Origin of the sequence: Ottowia oryzae (assembly GCF_003008535.1) — a bacterium.
Classification (GTDB): Bacteria; Pseudomonadota; Gammaproteobacteria; order Burkholderiales; family Burkholderiaceae_C; genus Ottowia; species Ottowia oryzae.
On record NZ_CP027666.1, the window covers coordinates 1,181,460 to 1,203,579 of the forward strand.

Below are 22,120 nucleotides of genomic sequence, written 5' to 3' on the forward strand. Positions count from 1 at the left end.
CCGGCTGCGGCAACAGCAGCTCTATCGCCCCTGAAACCGTGCGGGCCGTTTTTCGACAAAGGCGCGCACGCCCTCGGCCGCGTCTTCGCTGTTGGCCAGCCGCTTCTGCGTTTCGATGAAATCGGCCGCTGCCGCGTGCGGGCCGTGTTCCACCGCCTTCAGCACGTTCAACCGCGTGGCCACCACGGCCAGTGGGGCCTGGGCGGCGATGCGCTCGGCAATGCGCAAGGCCTCGTCCAGCACCTCGGCGTTGGGCACCACCTTTTGCACAAAATTCAGGCGCAGCGCTTCGTCGGCGCCAAACTCGTCGGCGGTCAGCAGGTGCAGCATCGCGTTGCCCAGGCCCGCGCGCTCGGCCATGCGCAAGGTGGCGCCGCCCGTGGCCATGATGCCGCGCTGCACTTCCATCTGTGAAAAACGGCAGTCCTGCCCTGCCACCACGATGTCGGCGCCCAGCATCAGCTCGATGCCCACCGTGAAGCAGATGCCTTTGACGGCCGCCACCATCGGCTTGGTGCGGCGGCGGTAGCCGGGCAGGCCAAAGTCGTGCGGCTCCACCTGGCCGTAGGGCACCGCTTTTTCACCGCGCTGCATGAACGGCGCGATGGCGGGCAGGTCCAGCCCGGCGGTGAAATGGTCGCCCAACGCATGCAGCACGCCCACGCGCAGGCTGGGGTCGTCGTCCAGCCGGGTGTAGGCCTCGGCCAACTGGCGGAACATGGGCACCGTCCAGCCGTTGCGCTTGGCAGGGCGGTTGATGCCGATCAGCAGCACGTGGCCGCGCACTTCGGTGTCGATGCGGCCCTCGGCGGGCACGGGGTGGTCTGCGGGGCTGCTCATGGTCGATTTGTCAGGGCCGGGGTTCGTCGGCGCGCACCTGCTGGCGCGCGGGCTGGCCCGATGCTAGGTGCGCCGGGCGGCCAAGGCTGTCACTTGCGTGGCGCGCAGCCATCGGGCGTGCAGCGAAAGCTTCAAGACAAAACGGCCTCTGGCGCACTACGGACGGGCGCCGGCAGCTATCAAAAAGATAACAATTGCTTCACGCCCCGGCGGCAGTGCCCACGCGGCGCAGCCGCTCGAAGGCCGCCAGCTCCCAGCTGCGCATGGCCAGGATCAGGGTGAAGCCCTCGCGCTCGCTGTCTTTGAGCTTCTGGTCGGTCTGGTGCTGCTGGGCAAAGTCCTGTGCCACGCGCTGCAGCCGTTCGACAAAACCCGGCGCCAGCGCGCGGCTGATGGTGCCGTGCACCAGCTGCAGGTGCTCACCATTGCCGTCGAACGAGCCGCCAAAGTAATCCAGCAGCGCGTGTTCGCGGAAGTACTGCATCACCGGCCCGTGCGGGCGCCAGCGGAAGGTTTTGGCCACCTTCAGGCGGTAGCGGTTCAGCGCGCGCAGCTCGATGATGCCGATGCGGTCCAGCTGCGCCAGGTACTTGATCACCTCCGCCTCGCTCAGGCGGTAGGCGCTGGTCATCTGCTCCAGCGTCCAGCTGCTCAGCACGTTGATGGCCACCAGCAGCAGCTTTTCGTCGGCGACCACGGCGCGCTCTTGCTCGGCCGTCAGTTCTTGCAGTTGGGGCTGCGCGTCGGCCACGCGCCGCGCCAGGTCGGCAAAGTCGATTTTCAGGGCGCGGCAGATGGCGTCCACGCGCGACAGCGGCATGTCGCCCTTGGCCAGCATGCGCTTCACGCTGGATTCGGCCATGCCCAGCTCCTGCGCCAGATCGGCGTAGGTCATCTGGGCGGCTTTCAACTCTTTCTTGACGGCGGTGACCAGGTCGGCGGTGGTGCTCATGGGGGGCGCGCTCTGGGCGATTAGGAGGTCACGTCACGGGGGGCGTCGACTCAGCGCCTGGCAGGGCGCGTGCTGTGTGCACCCCGGTGCCACAGGCGTTTCAGCGGTAACCGCCTTCGTTGGCGTTGTGAATGATCCAGATCAGGTTGCCACTGGTGAAGTTGCCCACGCCGCCGCCGGCAAAAATCAGTCTGCCCTGGCCCTTGTAGACCAGCTCAAACCGATGCCTATCGCCGCCAAAGTAAAACGGAATCCACGCCTTGCCGGTCATGTAGGCGCCTTGGTCCGTGGGCTGACCGATCAGGTCGGTGACCTGCTTCACCGGCATGCCGATCTGCAACCGTGTGAAGCGGCTGCCCCGCGCGGGGTTGCCCGTAATTTCTCCTTCGTAGTCGTTGATGCCCTTGACGGTGCGGCCACTGCCCGATTCCACTTTGGACGAGTCGACCACGTTGCCGCGCGCGTCCATGCCAGGCTTGCCCGCGCCCACTGCGCCGGCACCGCCCGACGCAGGGCCAGGTCGATCCGCTGCTGGCGGCGGCGTGCTGGCCGGTGGTGGCGTGGCCGTCGCCCCGCTGTCGCAGCGGGCCAGATCCACCGTGCGCGTGCGCCCGTTGGCACTGCCTCTCACGGCGCGCACTTCGGTCACCACCTGCCCGCCGCTGAAACCACGGGCGCTGCTCAGGCAACGAAACAGCACATCGTCACCCGCTTGCACCTGGTAAGTGCTGGATGGCGTGCCGCGACGGCCCAGCGCTTGCAATTCAATAGCCACCTTTTGGCCCACCAGTGCCTGCCTCGCCTGCGCGAGCGGGCCTTGGGCGGCCGTCAGCACCTCGGGATAGGGCAGGCCTGCTGGGGGCGGCGCTGGCGGCGTGCTGCCCGTCGCCCGGTCGTCGACGGGCGTTGTCGCAGTTCCCCCGCCATTAGAGGCCGCGCAGCCGGTGAGCGCTGCGATGGCACCCGCCATTGCCAGTGCCCCCAGGCGGGAAGGCCAAGCACCTGCACGCGCGGCGCGCGCGATAGCGAAGGCGGGAAACTGCGTCATATGAAAACTCCTCGTGTGTCGCTGCGAACAGGAATTGTGCCGCACGGCCCTAAGGGCTCTAGGGCGGTGCACCGCAGTGGGCCCGGAGGCCGCCGGCTCAGCCGTCACGCTGGTGCGCCGCAGGACGATGGCCGGCTTGCAGTTTCTTGTCGGGCGCCAAGGCGGGTGATGCCAGCCGCGGACTCAAGGTTGCCCGGTAGCGTTGAGCGATACCGAGGGTCTTTCAGAACGCGTCAGGTGCCGAAAGCCGGCCAGTCAAGCCGGGGGGTGCTGACAGACTGCGCCCACTCTTGACTGCGGCCCTGTGGGCCTTGTTTTTCGCCATGCCACGCATCTCAACTTCCCTGCGGCGTATTGCCGATGGCCCACGCGGCGCCCAGCGCCTGACTGCGCCGGAACATTTTCTCTGGCTCAGTTTTGCAGCCATGGTGCTGCTGGCGTTCGCGTTGCCCGTCACCGCCTTGCCAGCCAACTACCACGACTTTGCCGATCAGCGCACGTGGCTGGGTCTGCCGCACGCCATGGATGTGCTGAGCAATCTGCCCTTTGCCCTGATGGGCGCCTGGGGCGGCCTGCAGCTGCTGCGGGCGGGCCAGCGCCGGATCGGCGCCGTGCAACGCGCGCTGTCCGCGCTGTTCTTTGTGGGGCTGATGTCGACCGCCGCGTGCTCGTCGTTCTATCACTGGGCGCCGCACGACGCGGGCCTGTGCATCGACCGGCTGGGCATGGGCCTGGCCTTCGCCGGCCTGCTGGGCCTGGCCGTGGCCGACCGCATCAGCGACCGCGCGGGCGTGGCCTCCGCCGTGGTCGTCGCCCTGGCCGCACCGGCCACCGCGCTGGTGGCGCTGTGGGCGGCCAACATGACCCCCTGGGCCGTGCTGCAGGCGGGCGGGCTGGTGCTGCTGGCCGCCCTGGCCCTGCGTGCGCCGCGTCCGCGCGCACTGGGCTTTGCCATCGTGGCGGTCATCGCCTGGTACGCGCTGGCCAAGGGGCTGGAATTGGCCGACCAGCCCGTATTTGAATGGACGCAGGGCTGGCTGTCCGGCCACAGCGCCAAGCACGTGGTCGCTGCGCTGGCCGCGTGGCCTGTGGTGCAGGCGCTGCACCGCGCCGCCGCCGTCACCGCGCCGCTGGGTGCAGCCCCCACAATGCGCTGACTTTTCAACAAGAACGACAGTACCCGGAGGATTCGCCATCATGACCCAGCACAACGGCACCACCGTGCCCACCGCCGCCGCGCCAGCGCACGGCGGGCCAGACGAGCCCAATCAGTTCGCCCTGCTGCGCCAGCGCCGCTTTGCGCCGTTTTTCTGGACGCAGTTTTCTGGCGCGGCCAACGACAACCTGTTCAAGTTCGCCTTCACGGTGATGGTCACCTACCAGATCAGCGTCAGCTGGCTGGAGCCGGCCATGGCCGGCATCGTCATCGGCGCGCTGTTCATCCTGCCTTTCCTGCTGTTTTCGGCCACAGCCGGGCAGCTGACCGACAAGTTTGAAAAGACCACGCTGATCCGCGTGGTGAAGAACCTGGAAATCGTCATCATGGCGATCGCCGCCTGGGGCTTCGTGGTGGCCAACGTGCCGGTGCTGCTGGCCTGTGTGTTTCTGATGGGCATGCATTCCACCTTCTTCGGCCCCGTCAAGTTCGCCTACCTGCCGCAGGTGCTGAACGACCGCGAGCTGACGGGCGGCAACGGCATGGTCGAGATGGGCACCTTCGTCGCCATCCTGCTGGGCAACGTGGTCGGTGGGCTTTTGGTGGCGCTGCCGCAGGTGGGGCATGCATCAGTAGCTATCGCTTGTATAGCGCTGGCCGTGGCGGGGCGCGCCGTGGCGCAGTTCATTCCGCGCGCGCCGGCCACCGACCCGGGCCTGAAGATCAACTGGAACCCCGTCACCGAAACCTGTCGCAACCTGCGCCTGGCGCACGGCAACATCGTCGTGTTCCGCTCGCTGCTGGGCATCTCGTGGATGTGGTTCTTCGGCGCCGTCTTCCTCAGCAACTTCCCCGCGTTCGCCAAGGAAGTGCTGCACGGCAACGAGCAGGTCGCCTCGCTGCTGCTAGTGGTGTTTTCGGTGGGCGTGGGCACCGGCTCGCTGCTGTGCGAAAAGCTGTCGCACCGCCAGGTGGAAATCGGCCTGGTGCCGCTGGGCGCGCTGGGCATGACGGTGTTCGCGGTGGATTTGTACTTTGCCTCGCGCGCGCTGCCGGCGCCCGTGGGCGGCATCTACACGCTGGGCAGCTTTCTGGCCCAGCCCGCGCACTGGCGCGCCATGGGCGACCTGCTGCTGCTCAGCCTGTGCGCGGGCCTGTACAGCGTGCCCATGTACGCGCTGATTCAGTTGCGCAGCGCGCCCACGCACCGCGCCCGCATCATCGCCGCCAACAACATCATGAACGCGCTGTTCATGATCGCCAGCGCGCTGATCGCCGGCGCGCTGCTCAAAAGCGGCTTCAGCATCCCGCAGATCTTCCTCATCGTCGGCCTGGCCAATGCCGTGGTGGCGGGCTACATCTTTCTGCTGATGCCTGAATACCTGCTGCGCTTCATCGCCTGGGTGCTGACCCGCATCGTCTACCGCTTCAAAGTCACGGGCGAGCAGAACATCCCCAGCGAAGGCCCGGCCGTGCTGGTGGCCAACCACGTCAGCTTTGTCGATGCGGTGCTCCTGATGGCCGCCAGCCCGCGCCCCATCCGCTTCATCATGGATTCGCGCATCTTCCAGGTGCCCGTGCTGGGCTGGCTGTTTCGCCTGGCCAAGTGCATCCCTGTGGCGCCGCAAAAGGACGACCCCGTCACCTACCAACGCGCCTTCGACGAGGCTGCCAAAGTCCTGCGCGAAGGCGACCTGCTGGGCATCTTTCCCGAAGGCGGCATCACGCGCGACGGCCAGTTGCAGCCCTTCAAAGGCGGCGTGATGAAGATCCTGGAGCAAGCCCAGGCCGACGGCGTGGACACGCCCGTTGTGCCCATGGCGCTGACCAACCTGTGGGGCTCTTTCTTCAGCCGCATCGAAAAGAAAGGCGCCATGACCCACCCCTTCCGCCGCGGCATGTTCAACCGCGTCGGCCTGAACGTGGGCGAGCCGGTGCCGGCGGCGCAGGTCACGCCCGCCTTGCTCCAAGAGCGCGTTGCCGGCCTGTTGGCGCGCGGCTGAGCGGGCCGCATCCTCGCCGCGCAGGCCCGCTGTAGGCGGATGCACGCGGGTTGCGCGGCCGAGCGGTTCACTTCATGAATCCTGCGCGATGGCCAGCATCTGCTTGCGCAGCGCCCTGCGCCCCGCAGCATTGCTGGCCCGCCAGGCGGTCAGCGCCAGGGCCATGAAGGCTTTTTCTTCTTCGGTGGGCGGGGCGTCTTCGTGCGCTTCGTCCAGCCAGCCGTTGGGCTGGTCGCAGGCCGCTTCAATCTGCCGCGCCAGCTTGTTGCCGATGGGCCGGGCCGATTTGATCTGGCTCCACATGCTGGGCGAGATTTGCAGGCGAGCGGCAAAGTCCTGCTCAAGCCCTTTGGGCGGCACGCCCTGGGCCAGCGCGCGTTCGGCAAAGCGTTGAAAAAGCGCCAGCACGTTTTGGCGGCGCACAAGAGTGAAGTCGGACAAGGGAAGGGGCGCAGCGTGGGCGCGCAACAACAGCACAAAAAAGATTGTCGCCGCGCTTGACGGTGGAGTAAAGACTCTTTACAGTTGCGCCCATCGCTCAAGTGGGCAGCACTTTTTTCGATTCACTTTTCGCTTTTCATTTTCTTCAGGACTTCATCGTGACAACCGCCTACACCCTATCCGCCTACCGCTGCTTTGGCAGTGGCGCGCTGGTGCACGCCGGTTTTGCACATGACCTGTTCGCCATGAATTGCGCCGCAGTCGGGGGCACAGCCCAGCAGCACGCCGGCAAGAGCCCGCGGCAGCTTGATCAGCGCGAGAACACCATTCTTTCCGGGGAGGGCCGTGCCTAGACGCACGCCTCTCACGTCAGGCACCTGAGCCCAGGTGCCCCAAGACGGCCCGGAAGACCCACAGGTTTTCCGGGCCGTTTTGTTTTCTTCAACCCAACCCTGGCTGTGTGTGGTGATCGCACCGCACTGGCAGCGCCCCCGGGCGCAGCCCAACTGTTCTTTAACAAGCTAGAGCAAGGCGCGCCCCGTACTGGATGGGGCAACCAGCGCCTTGCAAAGAACAAGGTGAGAGCGTCGCCGGCTGCGTGCCGCGCGAGGGCTCTCGCCCCACTTCGGCTGTGCCCATGCACGCCGTCGTCGCAACCGCGGGTGAGGGCGGCGATGGTGATGTGCGCGGCAGCCCGGCCGGCGCCACGTGCAGCGAAACACCGCACCCGACGGGGTGATCGCGCAAGGGCACAGCCGAAGTGGATAACAAGTTTTGTATTGGCCCCGGTGACGGAACTGGCATACGTCCCTGTCTCAGACACAGGGTTTTGAGGGTTCGAATCCCTCCTGGGGTACCAGTGTTTTTTTTGGAGCGTTGGCCGAGCGGCCCAAGGTAACGGCTTGCTAAGCCGTGGTCGCGCCAGCGGCCCGCTGGTTCGAATCCAGCACGCTCCGCCATTTTTCTCTGGGTGTAGTGTCAGCCAGGTAGACGGCCCGCCTTGGAAGCGGGAGGACGCTGGATCGAAGCCAGCCACCAAGACCAGTTTTCGTTTTTCTTCCTTCTTGCCGACATAGCTCATCCGGTAGAGCGCCTCGCTGAAGACGAGGGCGTGGGAGGTTCGAGTCCTTCTGTCGGCACCAGTCTTTCTTCTTCTATACCCCGCTGGCGCAATGGATCAGCGCACCGGCCTACGAAGTCGGGGGTTGCAGGTTCCAGTGCTGCGCGGGTGCCATTCATTTGTTTCGTTTTTTCCAGGTGCGGTAGCCAAGTGGTCGAAGGCAACGGATTGCAAATCCGTCTATCACCGCGAGTTCAAATCTCGCCCGCACCTCCATCGTCTGTTTCAACCCAGCCACTTTCAAGGAGGTGCCTCATGCACAAGCTGCGTTTTATTCAGCCACGTCCGGCGGTACGTCCGGGCGTTGGTCTTCGTTCCGTTTCCGCCCCGCGTTCCGACGCGGCCCAGCGCGTGCTGCGCTTGACCGCTCGCGCGTGGTTGCCCGCCGCGTTGCTTCGCCCACGCGCAGACCGCGCGCCGCTGGACGAGCGGGTGCGCGCGTCGGGCGAGTGGTAGGCCGCTCCCAGCTTGACGGTGTCCATGGCGCAGCAGGTCAGCGCGTCGGGTCGTGATCCCGAAGGTCGCCGGTTCGAAACCGGCTGGACACCCCAACCCATGGTCATCAACCCTTGCGCGCTTAGCTCAGCAGGCCAGAGCACCCGGCTCTTAACCGGAGGGTCCGAGGTTCGATTCCTCGAGCGCGCACCAACCCCTTCCACCACATTGCCGCGGCATAGCTCAACTGGAAGAGCAACGCGCTTTGACCGCGCAGCTTGAAGGTTCAGACCTTCCTGCCCCCTGCCACACCCCACCCACCATCACCACCACCGGCCACGAAAGGAGGCCGCCCATGCCCACCCACCGCTACAGCCAAGTGCTGCAACTCGACATCCAGGGCACGCCGCAGGCGTGGATCTCGCTCGAGCAGGCGGCCACGCACGTGGCGCGCGGCGCCGTGGCGTGGGCTGAAGGCCAGGGGCCTTTGGCGGTGCTGCGCGGCGGCTTCAACGTGCCGCGCGGGGCGCCGTCGGTGCTGGCCGTGCCGCCCATCATCGCGCTGCACGGCGCGCCCAGCGTGAATCTGTTCGACATCGTGCCTGCCGTGGTGAAGGGCAAGCTGCTGCGCCGCGACCGCCACACCTGCGCCTACTGCGCACAGGTGTGGCCCGAGCGCGATCTGCAGTGCGAGCACATCGTGCCCGCCTCGCGCGGCGGCGCCTGGAGCTGGATGAACCTGGTCACCGCCTGCGCAGGCTGCAACGGCCGCAAGGCCGACCGCACGCCCGAAGAAGCCGGTATGCCATTGGCCTACCTGCCCTACGTGCCCAGCCGGTTTGAAAGCTTTCTGCTGGAAGGCCGCCATATCCGCGCCGACGTGCACGACTGGCTGGCTGCACGGCTGCCCAAACACTCGCGCCTGAACTGAGAAGCTTCGGGCACGACAACCAACGCGCGCCCCGCCATCGCTGGGCGCGCCCACGCATCTGCTGCGCAGGTGGAACGCTCACAGGCCAGGGGTTGGCGCCGCAAGGTGCGCCCCGCCGGTGCGCGGCGCCCGGTGAAAACCGTTGGCCGCCGCGTATGCCGCACCACCCTACCAGCCGATACGCCCTGTGCAGGTGCAGGCCGCAAGGCCGCCGGGTTCGATTCCCGAAGGGGCACCATTGGATAGCTCAGTGGTAGAGCAACGAACTTGTAATTCGTCTGACGCGGGTTCGAATCCCGTTCCAACATGTACTGAACAGTGTTCAGAACGCCAAGGTCGCAAGACCACCCCGCCGAACGCGGGCGCGCAGCGCGCGTGGCGCTGGTACCCGTTGGGGGCTTGGCCCCTGGCAGGGGCCAGGCCGCGTGCGCCAGCGGCCCGTCAGCCCAGGCAGCTTTGCGCTGGCGACCATCGCCACCCAAGCGCGTCGCCAGCCCGCCTTGATGTACCCCGGCTTTGGCCGGCGGGCCAAGCAAGGCCGTGGGCGCGCGGCAGCGCAAGGGCGGCCGATGCCGCCAGTCCGCTGCCCGGCCTGTAACGGCACCCATTCACTATGTAAAAGATAGCTGCCAGCGCAGGATACGCCTGCGCTGCAGGTTGTTTTTTTAATCAACACGCTCATTCCATAAGGAGAACAACATGAAGCTCAAGCGTGTCACCATCAAGAAGAACGAGCGCGGCCTGTTGCTGCGCAACGGCGACTTCGACCGCGTACTGCCGCCCGGCCGCCACTGGCTGCTGGACGGCCTGGACGACCTGCGCGTGGAAACCTTCGCGCTGGACCAGCCCGCCTTCACCCACCCGCTGGCCGACTACCTGATGGCCAAAGAGCCCGAGGTGGTGGCGCGCGAATTCGTGCGCGTGGAACTGGGCGAAACCCAGGCCGGCCTGCGCTTTGAAGACGGCGTGCTGGTCGAACTGCTGCCGCCCGCCACCCGCCGCCTGTACTGGCAGGGCCTGCGCGAGGTGCGCGTGGACGTGGTCGACGTGGCCGCTCAGCCCGAACTGCCCGCCGACCTGGCGCAGCGGCTGACGCAAACCCAGCTGCGCCAACGCCCCGTGGGCGGCCTGGCGGGCGTGCTGCAAGTGCAGGTGCCCGAACACGGCGTCGGCCTGCTGACGCTGGACGGCCAGGCCGCGCGCGTGCTGCCCCCCGGCAACCACGCGTTCTGGAAGTTCGGCCGCAGCGTGTCGGTGGACGTGGTCGACCTGCGCCTGCAATCGCTGGAGGTCACCGGCCAGGAAATCCTGACCCGCGACAAAGTCGCGCTGCGCCTGAACCTGGTGGCCACCTGGCGCTATGCCGACGTGCTGCGCGCATTCGGCCAGCTGCCCAAGCCCGCGGAACACCTGTACCGCGAGCTGCAGTTTGGCCTGCGCGCCGCCGTGGGCACGCGCACGCTGGACGAGCTGCTGGAAAACAAGCGCGTCATCGACGAAGTCGTCACCGCGCACGTGCGCGAACGGCTGGCCGCCTTTGGCCTGGTGCTGGACAGCGTGGGTGTGAAAGACATCGTGCTGCCCGGCGACATGAAGGCGCTGCTGGCCCAGGTGGTCGAGGCCGAAAAGGCCGCGCAAGCCAACGTGATCCGCCGCCGCGAAGAAACCGCGGCCACGCGATCGCTGCTCAACACGGCCAAGGTGATGGAGGGCAACCCCATCGCCCTGCGCATGAAAGAGCTGGAAACGCTGGAACGCGTGGCCGAGCGCATCGACAAGATCTCAGTCGTCGGAGGTCTGGACCAGGTGCTCAACGGGCTGGTCACGCTGCGTTGAGTGCCTGCGGCAACGGGGCGGGCCATGCGCCCGCTCCGTGCCCTTGTATTCAATGCAGGAGAACACCATGAACATCCCCGCCGAGCTGGAAGCCGCCATCGAAGCGTGCTACCGCACCTTCAACAAGTGCACGCTGCCCAGCACCTTGCTGGACGTGTGCACGCATTGCTGCATGGACGAAAAGCTGGAAGCCGAGATGCACCGCCTGCCGCTGCGCCAGATCGGCCGCCGGCACATGTACGCGTACAACGATTCGGCCAAGAGCGAAGTGCAGCCCACGCCCGAATTGCGTTACCTGATCCCGCGCCTGCTGGAATTGGTGGCGCGCGGCGAGCCGGTGCACCATTCGACCGAGCTGTACCTGGACAGGCTCGGGCGGCGCAAGGCCGATGCGTTCTCACTGCAAGAGTGGGCGTCGATTGAGCGTGCGTGCCAAGGCATCTTCACGCACCGGCTGACGCTGTACCCGTGGCAGCGGGCGGAAGGGCGTTCGCTGCCCTCACTGTTTGATCTGCTGCTGATGTTCGCCATGGGCGGCGTGGACATCGCCCCCATGCTCGCACGGTGGCACGGCGCCGATACGCCGCAGGGCACGCTCAACTACGTCGCGTCCAGCTATTGGGACTACTGGTGTCACGGCGGCGGCGCTGTACGCAATGCGTTTGGTGAGGATCGAGGCGACTTTCAAACGCTGATGTGCGCATGGCTGGAAAGCGCCGAAACCAAAGCCACGTTCGCCCAGCGCATCCTTGCGCTCGATCTGGATGCGCTGCCCGGCTTCAACAGCTGGAACTGCGGCTGCCGCTTCACCCCGCGTCAGTTGGTGGAGAACACCTTCGATGCCGTGGCATCCTAAAGCTATCAAATTCATAGCTGCCAGCGCTCTAGGTACGAGCGCTGGCGGCATTTTTTCTTCAGATTCTCATCATGGAACCTCAACACATTCACCAAGACATCCCCGGCGGCGTGCCGCTGAAGATGTGGACCCACGGCGTGCCCGTGGACAACGGCGCCATCCAGCAGCTGACCAACGCGGCGCGCCTGCCCATCGTGTTCAAGCACATTGCCGCCATGCCCGATGTGCACGTCGGCATTGGGGCCACCGTGGGCTCGGTCATCCCCACACGCAAGGCCATCATCCCGGCGGCCGTGGGCGTGGACATTGGCTGCGGCATGATGGCCTGCAAGACCACGCTGCGTGCCGAAGACCTGCCCGACAACCTGGAGCCGCTGCGCGCCGCCATCGAGCGCGCCGTGCCCCACGGCCGCAAGCCCGGTGCGCGCGACCCGGGTGCCTGGGGCAAGGTGCCCGGCTCGGTCAACACCGCGTGGGCGCCGCTGGCGACGGAGTTTGACGAGCTTTGCCGCGACTACCCCAAGCTGGCCAAAGCCAACCACATCCAGCACCTGGGCACGCTGGGCAGCGGCAACCACTTCATCGAGGTGTGCCTGGACGAAGCGGGCGCCGTGTGGTTCATGCTGCACAGCGGATCGCGCGGCGTGGGCAACGCCATCGGCACGATGTTCATCGAGCTGGCCAAGAAGGACGCGCAGCGCCACAACGCCAAGCTGCCCGACCGCGACTTGGCCTACTTTGAAGAAGGCGCGCGCTACTTTGGCGACTACGTGCGCGCCGTGGGCTGGGCGCAAAAGTTTGCGGTAGTGAACCGTGAGTTGATGATGAAGCGCGTGCTGGAGGCCGCCAAAACGGTGATCCGCAAATCCTTCCAAAGCCACATCGAAGCCGTGAACTGCCACCATAACTACGTGCAGCAAGAAACGCACTTTGGCGAAAACGTGTACGTCACCCGCAAGGGCGCCGTCAGCGCGCGCCAGGGGCAGCTGGGCATCATCCCCGGCAGCATGGGCGCGCGCAGCTACATCGTGCGCGGCAAAGGCAACCCCGAATCCTTCGACAGCTGCAGCCACGGCGCCGGCCGCGTCTACAGCCGTGGCGAAGCCAAGCGCCGCTTCACCCTGGAGCAGCACCGCGCGGCCACCGAAGGCGTGGCCTGCCGCAAGGACAAAGACGTGATCGACGAAACGCCGGCGGCCTACAAGGACATTGACGCGGTGATGGCCGCGCAGCGCGACCTGGTGGACGTGGTGCACACCTTGAAGCAGGTGGTTTGTGTGAAGGGGTAGGGGACTACTCAAGAACCACGCAGAGCGTCGCGATGCGTCAGTACCACGCGATGCGTTTTTTGCGTGCAGAAATGAAGATACAGTGGATGACGTTAAGTCGCACGACCTCTTGGAATCACCGCTGTGGACACCGCATTTATTGACCTCGACATTCTCCTTTCACGTGTTAGGAGCCCTCAGTCGCGAGCATATTTAGCCGACGCCGTCAAAGCTTACAAGGCGGGTGCGCTGCGCGGCGCACTTACTTCTGCTTGGGTTGCGCTTGTATACGATTTGATCGTGAAATACCGCGAATTGAGCGCGCTGGGCGATGGGGCCGCCAGCGCATTCCTCCAATCGTGGGACAACGCCACGTCGACAGGTGACATCCCTAAACTGCTTCAGTTGGAAGCGGAAATCTTGAATGATGCGACGGCGAACACTCAGGTTGTCAACCGTCTAGCACGTTCGCATTTGGAGCGCTTGCGCGAGGACAGGCACCTATGTGCACACCCGGCTTTTTCAGCGGAGGCCGAGCTGTTTGAGCCGACATCGGAGTTGGTAAGGCTTCATCTCGTTAATGCTATAGATCTCGTCCTTTCGCAGGAGCCATTGCAAGGTAAGGCGATTTTCGATATTTATGATCTCGATGTGCTCTCTCAAGGTTTCCCCAGCAAACATGAGCGTATTCTTGAATATGTCGAGCAGCGTTACATTGTGCATGTACGATCACAAAATATTCGCAACTTCGGAACGGTGCTCGCGAAGTCGCTTCTTAAAGGGGTGCCTGATCGCTGGGATGCCGTCGACCATAAAATATCATCATCCTTGGTGGCAATAAGAGACCGTGCGCCAAATCATTGGTCGGATATTAAATTGTCGATTGTTCAGTTGCTAGATAGACTGGAGCCGCCATTTAGGCCGCGAGCAATTGCCTTCATTGCGGTTTTTCCTGACTTTTGGGGGCTATTACAACAATCCACTCAGATCGCCCTGAGGGAGACTGCAGAGAATTCTGGGGAGCTTACAGAACTTGACTATCGCATCCTAACTGGCGTAACTCTCCCTCAGTTTCGCACGTCGCTTCTGTCGCTTATTGAGGGCCTAAGCGATATACAGTTGCGCGAGGCAGTGGCAATTGCGCCGCTCTCCGATCTGTGGTCAAAAGCGCTCGAGAAATACAAAGAATCGGGAAGCTGGCGGTCATCCGAAAGGAACTTCAGTGATTTCATTAGTCCCTTCGCAGGAAAATTGGATGATGAGAAACTCGAGCAGGTGTGTGAGGCAATTATGTCAAATGGGCAGAACTGGGATGCTGCAGATACAGATACCCTGCTGCTCGCCTTGTTTCGAAACACGCCGCCGAAGGACTTGCCTAGCGCAGGCGCGCGAGATCGCCTATACCGAAATATCCATCGCGTTCGCCGCGTTGAAAAATATGAGAAAGTTGTTACGTTTTTACAATCAGACGGCTGGTCGCCGCCGCCCATCGAGGCCCCTGAGGCTGAGGAGTGATCAGTTCAAAAAAAATGCGAGGTAGCTCTATGTGTCTGCCATGCAGAATCAATGCAGCTAGACGGTACCGGGATGTAGATGCGCTTCCAGCTTCAACAAGGGCCCACTGCATGCTCGTGAGCGGTTAGGCGGCTTCCTGTAGGGTGCGTTTGGCAACGCCGACCGCTCGCCCAACTAAAGCATCATCCATCACCTGTACCTTTGCCGGGCGAGTGCCGGTTGGCGGGCCATACGGCGCAGATGCCACCCAGGCCGTGCGGCGGTGCACAGGGAGTTGACGCGCGCTGTCGGTCGGTTTGCTGATGCCCATCAAGACTTCCTGTATTGATCGGGCTCACATATACCCCTCAAACCCATTCCCATCCCGGCTGAGCAACTGCATCAGCTTGGGATGGATGAACAGCTTCTCCTTGCCCGCCGGCATCTCGCGCAGCACGCCCAGGTCGGTCAACTCGTGCAGATAGCGTGATGCCGCTTGGCGTTTCGCGATGCCCTTGTCCACCAGGTTGCCGATGCGGCTGTAGGGCTGCTCGAAGATGACGTCGACCAGCTCGCGGCTGTAGATCTTGGGCAGGCGCGTGCGCACATAGTCGGTGGTGTGCTCGGCCAGTGCGCGGATGGCGGCGATTTTGGCGGTGGTCCATTGCGATGTTTCGGCCACGGCTTGCAGCATGAAGATCAGCCATTGCTCCCAAGCGCCGTTGCGCGTGACTGCCAGCAGCAGGCGGTAGTAGTCGGCTTTGTGGGCGATCAGGTGGCGGCTGAGGTACAGGATGGGCAGGGTCAACAGCTCTTCCTGAATGAGGTAGAGGATGTTGAGCACGCGGCCGGTGCGGCCGTTGCCGTCGATGAAGGGGTGAACCGCTTCAAACTGGTAGTGACCCACGGCCATGCGGATCAGCGGGTCCAGCTCGGTCTGGTTGTGCAAGAAGCGCTCCCAGTTGGCCAGCAGGTCGCGCAGGTGGGCTTCGCCCTCAGGCGGGGTGTAGATCACCTCACCCGTGCGGTCGTTGACGAGCTGGGTGCCGGGGGTGCGGCGGATGTCCATGTCCACACCTTTGAGTGTTTGGCACACCTGCACGGCGGTGGCGGTGCACAGGGGCCGCGCCTTCAGCGACTGAAAACCCTGGTGCAGCGCGGTGCGGTAGCGCAGTGCCTCTTTGGTGGCGGGGTCGGCGCTGTCTGGGCCTTGAACGTGCTGGAACAGTTGGTCGGTGGTGGTGACGATGTTCTCGATTTCCGAGCTGTCCTTGGCTTCCAGCAGCGGAATGGTGTTGATCAGCATCGCCTGGTTGGGGATCAGCTCGGCCGCCTGCTTGAGTTCAGCCAGCGCAGCGCGCGCTTCGATGCAGGCCTTGAGCACGGCGCGGCTTTCCAGCTCATGTATGGGGGGAAGAGTAGGCAGCTGGTTGTAGGGCTGATCGGCGCGCCAAGCTGGGGCTACGAAGCTCATGATGCAAAAAGATGATTTTGTCGACAGGTTTTCAGCTTATGTCGCGGCGGACGACACGTCAATAAAACGTGTACGATTTTTTTAAAAATATCGACACGTTCATGTCTCATGTCGTTGCGGGCGACAGGAGGCGTTGACGTGTCGATGGTTTTTGATTCTTGGAACACGACCGATGACGCTGGGCTGATGTTTGCTGAGAAATAGATAGCTTCCTGCGCAGGTCAGATGGGCGCCAAACCCCCTTTTGCTTGTGAATTTTTCCCGCGGCCATTAGAGGCGCGTGCCAGCCGGAATGGTGCGTGCCATGCCCACGTTACCCACGAATTCGGGCCGCTGCCCACGCCAGCGCCGCGAGATTCAGCGCAGATCGTCGGGTGGCACCGCCACCAACTGCCCCACCAAAAAATCCACCATCACCCGCACCTTTGCGGGCGGGTGCCGGTTGGCGGGCCAGATGGCGTGGATGCCGCCCAGGTCGTGTGGGGGTTCGTCCAGGGTGATGGCTTGCAGGTCGCCTCGGGCGATGTCGGCGCCGACGATGAAGCTGGGCTCATAGACCAGGCCCATGCCGCCCAGCGCGGCGGTGCGCAGGGCGTCGCCGCTGTTGGCGCGCAGGTTGCCGCGCACGGGCTGGCGCACGCTGCCGTCGGCGCCAAAGCGCCATTCGCTGGGGGATTGGCTGGCCGACAAGGTGTAGCCCAGGCAGTTGTGGTTGGCCAGTTCGGCCACGGTGCGCGGCTGGCCGTGCTCGTTCAGGTAGCTGGGCGCGGCGCACAGCACCATGCGGCAGTCGCCCAGCGGGCGGGCTTGCAGGGTGTCGTCGTGCAGGGCGCCGATGCGCACGGCCATGTCCCAGCGCTCATCCACCAGGTTGACGGCGGCGTCGGTCATGCCCAGCTCCACGGTGACGGCGGGGTGCGCGCGGCCAAACGCGGGCATCAGCGGGGCGATGTAGCGCAGGCCGTAGACCAGCGGTGTGTTCATGCGCAGCAGGCCGGTGGCGGTGGTGCGCTGCGAGGTGGCGGCGGCGTCGGCGTCGTCCAGCTCGTTCAGGATGCGCTGGGTGGCCTCCAGGTAGTCGTCGCCGGCCTCGGTCAGGGTGAGCTTGCGGGTGGTGCGGTGCAGCAGCTTGACGCCCAGGCGCGCCTCCAGCGCATCGAGGTGCTTGGTGGCCATGGCGGGCGACATGTCCAGCACGCGCGCGGCGCCAGACAGGGTGCCCACCTGGGCGGCCAGCGCAAACACGCGCATGCTGGTCAATCGGTCCATCGGTGCTCTGTCAGCGGGCGCGGCTGACGGGGTTGGGGTGCATCACTTCGCACCGGGGGTTGAAACTGAATGGCGATTTTGCGGCTTTGATTCCTGCCGGTCAAAGCCCAAACTTCTTGCCATCATGAACACCTCCACAACCACCCCCACCACCTCGGCCAGCGCCGCTGCGCCGGGCACGCGCATGCCAGCGCTGTTCATCCCGCACGGTGCCGGGCCGTGCTTTTTCATGGACTGGAGCCCGGCCGACGCCTGGGACAAAACGGCCGATTTTCTGCGCAGCATTCCGGCCAGCCTGCCGGCCACGCCCAAGGCCATCGTGCTGGTCACCGCGCACTGGCTGGCGCCGCAGCCCACGCTGACCGGCGCCGCCCGCCCCGGCATGCTGTTTGACTACTACGGTTTTCCGCCGCACACGTACGAGCTGCGCTACCCCGCGCCCGGCGCCCCGGCGTTGGCCGAGCGCGTGCGCACGCTGCTGACCGGCGCAGGCATCGCCGCGCAGGTAGACAGCCAGCGCGGTTTTGACCACGGCACCTTCATCCCGCTGAAAGTGGCTTTTCCGAACGCCGATGTGCCGGTGCTCCAGGTGTCGCTGCTGGACAGCCTGAACGCGCAAGACCACGTGGACTACGGGCGCGCGCTGGCGCCGCTGCGCGATGAAGGCGTGCTGATCGTGGGCAGCGGCATGAGCTACCACAACATGCGCGGCTATGGCGACCCACGTTCCACGCCCGTCAGCGCCGAGTTTGACCGCTGGCTGACCGACACCGTGGCGCTGCCCGCCGCCGAGCGCAATGCGCGCCTGGCCGATTGGGCCGCGGCCAGCGGCCCCGCCGGGCGCCTGTCGCACCCGCCGCGCGCCGAAGAACACCTGCTGCCGCTGCACGTGGTGGCGGGCGCCGCGGGCGACGGCGTGGGCCGCAAGGTGTTTTCAGACGAAGTGCTGCGCACCACGATATCGGCCTTCCGCTTCGATTGATACGAATCCGCCCTCAAAAATATAAGAACCGTTCTGGCTGAGCCTGTCGAAGCCCTGCGCGGTGCATGCACTTCGACAAGCTCAGTGCGAACGGTTTCTGACGGATTGAACGCAATTGGGTATGAGTGGCGACCCCGGCGCGCGCGAGGGCCGGCGCGGCGCTGCGCGGCCCGCGCGCGCCATGGCGCCTATGCGGGTAACGCGATCATGGTAGTTTGGGGCACTGGCGCTGGTGCAGCCTGCGCAAGCAGCTATTTAATCAATAGCAAATCCGTTGCCCTTTCGCGCCCAAGACCCATCCCACGGAGCCGCCCGATGCACACCCCTGAATCACCCGCCCACGCCACCGGCGTGAAAGTGTCGCGCGTTGTTTTTGGCGGCAACGTGCTGGGCTGGACGGCCGACCAGGCCACCGGCTTTGCCATGCTCGACCGCCTGGTCGACGCGGGCCTGACCACCATCGACACCGCCGACGTCTACAGCGGCTGGGTGCCCGGCCACCACGGCGGCGAGTCTGAAAGCGTCATTGGCGCCTGGCTGCGCGCCCGCGGCCCCGCCCAGCGCGAGCGCGTGCAGATCATGACCAAGGTGGGCAAGCGCGCCGCCGCCAACCCGCCGCCCGGCGAAGGCCTGTCGCCCGCCTACATCGCGCAGGCCATCGGCGCATCGCTGGCGCGCCTGGGCACCGACTACGTCGACGTGTACTTCTCGCACGCATTCGACCCCGCCGTACCGCAGGCCGATACCCTGGGCGCCTACCAGCGGCTGATCGACGCGGGCAAGGTGCGCGCCATCGGCGCCAGCAACTTCAGCGCGCCGCAGCTGCGCGACGCGCTCAACATCGCCCACGCGCACCAGCTGCCGCGCTACCAGGTCCTGCAGCCCGAATACAACCTGATCGACCGGGCCAACTACGACGGCCCCCTGCGCGACCTGGCCATCTTTGAGCACCTCACCGTCGTGCCCTACTACGGCCTGGCCAGCGGCTTTCTCACCGGCAAATACCGCACCGAAGCCGATGTGGCCGGCAAGGCCCGCGGCGCCCGCGTCAAGGGCTACCTGACCCCGCGCGGCCTGCGCGTGCTGGCCGCCCTGGACGAAGTGGCCGCCCAACACCGCGCCCAGCCGGGCGAAGTCGCCCTGGCCTGGCTGATGGCCCGCCCCGGCGTCACCGCGCCCATCGCCAGCGCCACCAGCGTCGCCCAGGTCGACAGCCGCATCCGCGCCACCCAGCTCAGCCTGCGCCCCGCCGACATCGCCACGCTGGACGAAGCCAGCGCAACCTGAAACTCCATGTGCACAACCGTATGACAGACACCCAGCCGCTGCTAACGCTCCGATTTCAAGAGCTGACCACCCAGGTGCAAAGCGCGCCAGGGGCCGATTCGGTTGTCAATCTCGCACTGCCCATCGCCCCCGCCCCACTGGCGCGCGAAGTGCTGCGCCACACCCCGCCCACCCCGCTGGAGATCGAGCAAGCCATTGAGTGGGTGGAAGACGCCGTCATGCCCGCCCGCGCACGCCTGCCCGAGGCGTTTGAGCTGCAGGTAGAAGACGCGCCCTTGCGCGATCTGGTGGGCAGCGCAGGCGCCGACCCCTCAACAGGCGGCGTTGCCCGGCTCAGCATCCAGGACGTTGAAAACCTGTTCAGCCGCCTGGTTGCGCTGTCAGAAGGCCGGCCTGCCACGCAGGACGGGTTGCCGAGCGATGGTGCAAGTGCGGCTCGGCTGATTATCTTGCGGGAGGTTTTGCATCATTGGATGTTGGTCGGAGTGACGATGGCTTAAGGTTGAGAGTTCAGGTCGCGCTGGCCTCGAATTAACCGACCTGGAGCGAAATATGTTCTATCTGGTACGCAAAAAATCATCCAGCACAGACAGATTGTGCTTCAATGCCTCAATGTCTGGGCTCAAACTGAATCTTTGACTATTTTTATAGTCCCAATAGTCGACTGGGGGAAAGTAGTGAGGCCCAATCGCCACCGAAGGAATCGCAAGGCCCATGCCGCGATCCACGGTTATTCGATATTCAATGACGTGCTTTCGATCTATTAAAAATCTGACATAAGTGTCCCCCTCGGCCTCGCCGTCGTTCTGATCAAAGATGGTGTACTCTCGATTTTGGTCGGAATAATGCCGAACTATTGTGTTATAAAGTTCGTCGGGGCTGACTTTTTTAAGGCTTGAATGCACGGTAGAAATCTCCTTCTCTAATTACTCTGTAGCCGCTATCTCTTAAATGCCTGTATTCCAATTTTGTGAAGTAACCGGATGATTTTGATGGATCGGAGGTAAATATAAAATTTTTGTTCTGTGCAATTTGCTGGTCTAAAAATGTGCGATTAATTTCCCACATTCTCTCCGAGCCAATAACGCTCTTGACCTCATCCCAGTCGCCCATCGAAAAATACGTTGCCCCGCGCTTTCGAGCAACTGCGTCGTAAGAGCTATCGCTATTATTGATGTATTTTCCAAGCACTACTTCGGAGGACGAGGGGTTGTTCGTGGATGCTTCTGCGGAGCGTTTGTAGAGGTTTGCTAGGGTCTGCGGCGAAGCCACGTCAGGCGTCCATCCATCGCGATAAAAGTTTTGTTTTTCTATTTGTGCAGCCAGTTCCGCGATGCGCGCTTTCCCAGACTCGTTGTTGACGCGGGCAAGGCGCCCTCCGATTGCATCGACGGCGCTTGCCGCAGGCTTGACCAAACTACCTGCTGTTACCCCCATCCCCACTGCCGTTTGACCGACATCATTGAACAGGCGACCCAGGGCTCTGCTCTGCTCATATGGATCGCTGAGTGACATCGCGGCGTTGTAGCGATTGACTACGCTCTCGAAACCAGCGCTGGCGGCGTCACGGGGATTGAGCATCATGTTCACAATGCTTCGGCCCAATTGCTCTTGAGATATTCGCAGCGCTGGTCGCCTTTATGCGCCCGAACCAATGCGCAAGCGCTTGAAAACAGGATTATTCAGAGTGGACGATTTCATTCGACTCCATTGGCGAGCTCTCTTGAAACGAAATCAATCGCCTTTGCTTGAATGAGCATCCAATCCTCTGCGCTCAACTTGACGTCAGCATCATTTGCATAAATCGTGTACTGCAGCAATTTATCTTGTGATATTCCTATTTCCATGAACGGATTGTCTTTTGTTTTGTTTTCATAAATGCACAAATATGAATAGTGCGAATTTATGTCTCCGACTTTTTCGAAAACCATGTTTGTACTGTTCATTTTTTTAATCCGCGAAATCCAATGAATTCACCCGTGGCATGCCAGCTTGCGGCTCTACCATCGGGCAGCGTATATGTGACCCAACCGTTAGGATAGCGCCCTCCTGCACCAGAGGTTCTTGTGCCATTTCTCAAGGCTTCAACAATTTGCGTACTAGCGAGGTCGTTCAACTGGGCATCTGTTCTGTACGTGGCGCGTAGATCTGCGTTGCTCGCAAATCCGAAATATTGAGGGTGTTTCGTCGCTGCTCATCCAGCGTGACTCAAAGTCTGTCCGTTGAACGGGGCATCTGCGGTACTCTGGAGCGCTTGATGTAAGGTGGACCGATCACCAACGGCGCCCAATTGAGCACGGCGGCTTCCCGCCACAGAACCCGTGAAGGCATTCTCTCCGATCGTTGTCACAACCGTAGTAGCAGGCTTGACCAAGCTGCCTGCGGTAACGCCCAGCCCAACCGCTGCCTGGCCAACGTCATTGAACAGGTGACCCAGGGCTCTGCTCTGCTCATATGGATCGCTGAGTGACATCGCGGCGTTGTAGCGATTGACTACGCTCTCGAAACCAGCGCTGGCGGCGTCACGGGGGTTGAGCATCATGTTCACAATGCTTCGTCCCAATTGCTCTTGCTCTGACCAGGCTTCCTGCACTCTTGGGTGATCGTGGTTGTAGCCGAATGTCAGTAGGTCGCCTACCTGGATGGCGCTGTTGCTGCCCCACCTCCAGGCGTCCTGGACCATGCCTGAGAAACTGTCGGCGGTACCGTGCACCGCGCCGCGTGTGCT

21 protein-coding genes and 9 tRNA genes are annotated in these 22,120 nt (G+C 63.8%); 21 read left to right on the forward strand and 9 right to left on the reverse strand.

Annotation, left to right across the window (positions count from 1 at the left end; translation table 11 throughout):
- Window positions 1-21 precede the first annotated feature (21 nt).
- The 3 genes from C6570_RS05570 to C6570_RS18380 all read right to left on the reverse strand — a co-directional run bounded on the left by C6570_RS05570 (window position 22) and on the right by C6570_RS18380 (window position 2,840).
- The gene (locus C6570_RS05570; protein WP_106702340.1) at window positions 22-840 is read right to left on the reverse strand and encodes a crotonase/enoyl-CoA hydratase family protein; all 819 of its coding nucleotides are present in this window, start codon (window positions 838-840) and stop codon (window positions 22-24) included.
- A gap of 199 nt (window positions 841-1,039) precedes the next feature.
- Complete coding sequence (locus C6570_RS05575) at window positions 1,040-1,792, reverse strand: helix-turn-helix domain-containing protein (RefSeq protein ID WP_106702341.1); 753 nt, start codon at window positions 1,790-1,792, stop codon at window positions 1,040-1,042.
- A 100-nt stretch (window positions 1,793-1,892) separates the two neighbouring features.
- A complete protein-coding gene (locus C6570_RS18380; protein ID WP_245896307.1) occupies window positions 1,893-2,840 on the reverse strand; it encodes a hypothetical protein in 948 nt (315 codons plus the stop codon).
- Window positions 2,841-3,163: 323 nt separating this feature from the next.
- Between C6570_RS18380 and C6570_RS05585 the strand changes: the two genes are divergently transcribed.
- Window positions 3,164-3,997 carry a hypothetical protein gene (locus tag C6570_RS05585; RefSeq protein ID WP_245896308.1) on the forward strand — a complete coding sequence of 278 codons (834 nt, stop codon included), beginning with the start codon at window positions 3,164-3,166 and terminating at the stop codon, window positions 3,995-3,997.
- 40 nt (window positions 3,998-4,037) lie between these two features.
- Window positions 4,038-5,999 (forward strand): MFS transporter, encoded by a 1,962-nt coding sequence (locus C6570_RS05590; RefSeq protein ID WP_106702343.1) that lies wholly within the window; start codon window positions 4,038-4,040, stop codon window positions 5,997-5,999.
- A gap of 72 nt (window positions 6,000-6,071) precedes the next feature.
- Here the strand turns inward: C6570_RS05590 and C6570_RS05595 are convergent, their stop codons facing one another.
- A complete protein-coding gene (locus C6570_RS05595; RefSeq protein WP_106704535.1) occupies window positions 6,072-6,440 on the reverse strand; it encodes a hypothetical protein in 369 nt (122 codons plus the stop codon).
- 158 nt (window positions 6,441-6,598) lie between these two features.
- Here C6570_RS05595 and C6570_RS05600 point away from each other — a divergent pair, with 158 nt between their 5' ends.
- The 16 genes from C6570_RS05600 to C6570_RS17950 all read left to right on the forward strand — a co-directional run bounded on the left by C6570_RS05600 (window position 6,599) and on the right by C6570_RS17950 (window position 14,401).
- Window positions 6,599-6,793, forward strand: coding sequence for a hypothetical protein (locus C6570_RS05600; protein ID WP_123812213.1), 195 nt, complete (start codon window positions 6,599-6,601; stop codon window positions 6,791-6,793).
- 429 nt (window positions 6,794-7,222) lie between these two features.
- Window positions 7,223-7,299, forward strand: a tRNA-Leu gene (locus C6570_RS05605).
- A gap of 11 nt (window positions 7,300-7,310) precedes the next feature.
- A tRNA-Ser gene (locus C6570_RS05610) sits at window positions 7,311-7,399 on the forward strand.
- Between the two features lie 7 nt (window positions 7,400-7,406).
- Window positions 7,407-7,484, forward strand: a tRNA-Pro gene (locus tag C6570_RS05615).
- A gap of 22 nt (window positions 7,485-7,506) precedes the next feature.
- Window positions 7,507-7,582, forward strand: a tRNA-Phe gene (locus C6570_RS05620).
- 16 nt (window positions 7,583-7,598) lie between these two features.
- A tRNA-Arg gene (locus C6570_RS05625) sits at window positions 7,599-7,674 on the forward strand.
- 22 nt (window positions 7,675-7,696) lie between these two features.
- Window positions 7,697-7,776 (forward strand) — tRNA-Cys (locus C6570_RS05630).
- A gap of 39 nt (window positions 7,777-7,815) precedes the next feature.
- On the forward strand, window positions 7,816-8,016 hold the full coding sequence (locus C6570_RS17945) for a hypothetical protein (RefSeq protein WP_123812214.1): 201 nt from the start codon (window positions 7,816-7,818) through the stop codon (window positions 8,014-8,016).
- Between the two features lie 18 nt (window positions 8,017-8,034).
- A tRNA-His gene (locus C6570_RS05635) sits at window positions 8,035-8,111 on the forward strand.
- Between the two features lie 20 nt (window positions 8,112-8,131).
- Window positions 8,132-8,208: transfer RNA gene (locus C6570_RS05640), tRNA-Lys, on the forward strand.
- Between the two features lie 142 nt (window positions 8,209-8,350).
- Window positions 8,351-8,926 carry an HNH endonuclease gene (locus tag C6570_RS05650; RefSeq protein ID WP_106702345.1) on the forward strand — a complete coding sequence of 192 codons (576 nt, stop codon included), beginning with the start codon at window positions 8,351-8,353 and terminating at the stop codon, window positions 8,924-8,926.
- 236 nt (window positions 8,927-9,162) lie between these two features.
- Window positions 9,163-9,234: transfer RNA gene (locus C6570_RS05655), tRNA-Thr, on the forward strand.
- 391 nt (window positions 9,235-9,625) lie between these two features.
- Window positions 9,626-10,762 (forward strand): slipin family protein, encoded by a 1,137-nt coding sequence (locus C6570_RS05660; protein ID WP_106702346.1) that lies wholly within the window; start codon window positions 9,626-9,628, stop codon window positions 10,760-10,762.
- A 67-nt stretch (window positions 10,763-10,829) separates the two neighbouring features.
- Window positions 10,830-11,618, forward strand: a complete 789-nt coding sequence (locus C6570_RS05665; RefSeq protein WP_123812215.1) for a hypothetical protein — start codon at window positions 10,830-10,832, stop codon at window positions 11,616-11,618.
- 71 nt (window positions 11,619-11,689) lie between these two features.
- The gene (locus tag C6570_RS05670; protein WP_106702348.1) at window positions 11,690-12,907 is read left to right on the forward strand and encodes an RtcB family protein; all 1,218 of its coding nucleotides are present in this window, start codon (window positions 11,690-11,692) and stop codon (window positions 12,905-12,907) included.
- Window positions 12,908-13,030: 123 nt separating this feature from the next.
- Window positions 13,031-14,401: a hypothetical protein gene (locus tag C6570_RS17950; RefSeq protein ID WP_123812216.1), complete on the forward strand. Its 1,371-nt coding sequence runs from the start codon at window positions 13,031-13,033 to the stop codon at window positions 14,399-14,401.
- A gap of 334 nt (window positions 14,402-14,735) precedes the next feature.
- Here the strand turns inward: C6570_RS17950 and fic are convergent, their stop codons facing one another.
- Both fic and C6570_RS05685 read right to left on the reverse strand, forming a co-directional pair.
- On the reverse strand, window positions 14,736-15,854 hold the full coding sequence (gene fic, locus C6570_RS05680) for a protein adenylyltransferase Fic (protein WP_106702350.1): 1,119 nt from the start codon (window positions 15,852-15,854) through the stop codon (window positions 14,736-14,738).
- 357 nt (window positions 15,855-16,211) lie between these two features.
- Window positions 16,212-17,123 carry a LysR family transcriptional regulator gene (locus C6570_RS05685; protein ID WP_106702351.1) on the reverse strand — a complete coding sequence of 304 codons (912 nt, stop codon included), beginning with the start codon at window positions 17,121-17,123 and terminating at the stop codon, window positions 16,212-16,214.
- Between the two features lie 124 nt (window positions 17,124-17,247).
- Here C6570_RS05685 and C6570_RS05690 point away from each other — a divergent pair, with 124 nt between their 5' ends.
- The 3 genes from C6570_RS05690 to C6570_RS05700 all read left to right on the forward strand — a co-directional run bounded on the left by C6570_RS05690 (window position 17,248) and on the right by C6570_RS05700 (window position 19,892).
- Window positions 17,248-18,105, forward strand: a complete 858-nt coding sequence (locus tag C6570_RS05690) for a DODA-type extradiol aromatic ring-opening family dioxygenase (RefSeq protein ID WP_245896309.1) — start codon at window positions 17,248-17,250, stop codon at window positions 18,103-18,105.
- 315 nt (window positions 18,106-18,420) lie between these two features.
- Window positions 18,421-19,392, forward strand: coding sequence for an aldo/keto reductase (locus tag C6570_RS05695; protein ID WP_106702352.1), 972 nt, complete (start codon window positions 18,421-18,423; stop codon window positions 19,390-19,392).
- 20 nt (window positions 19,393-19,412) lie between these two features.
- Window positions 19,413-19,892 (forward strand): hypothetical protein, encoded by a 480-nt coding sequence (locus C6570_RS05700; protein ID WP_106702353.1) that lies wholly within the window; start codon window positions 19,413-19,415, stop codon window positions 19,890-19,892.
- A gap of 388 nt (window positions 19,893-20,280) precedes the next feature.
- Here the strand turns inward: C6570_RS05700 and C6570_RS17955 are convergent, their stop codons facing one another.
- From C6570_RS17955 to C6570_RS05705, 3 genes are all read right to left on the reverse strand, one after another.
- Window positions 20,281-20,976 carry a hypothetical protein gene (locus tag C6570_RS17955; RefSeq protein ID WP_123812217.1) on the reverse strand — a complete coding sequence of 232 codons (696 nt, stop codon included), beginning with the start codon at window positions 20,974-20,976 and terminating at the stop codon, window positions 20,281-20,283.
- Between the two features lie 113 nt (window positions 20,977-21,089).
- Complete coding sequence (locus C6570_RS17960) at window positions 21,090-21,338, reverse strand: hypothetical protein (RefSeq protein ID WP_123812218.1); 249 nt, start codon at window positions 21,336-21,338, stop codon at window positions 21,090-21,092.
- 248 nt (window positions 21,339-21,586) lie between these two features.
- A complete protein-coding gene (locus C6570_RS05705; protein WP_106702354.1) occupies window positions 21,587-22,075 on the reverse strand; it encodes a hypothetical protein in 489 nt (162 codons plus the stop codon).
- Window positions 22,076-22,120 lie beyond the last annotated feature (45 nt).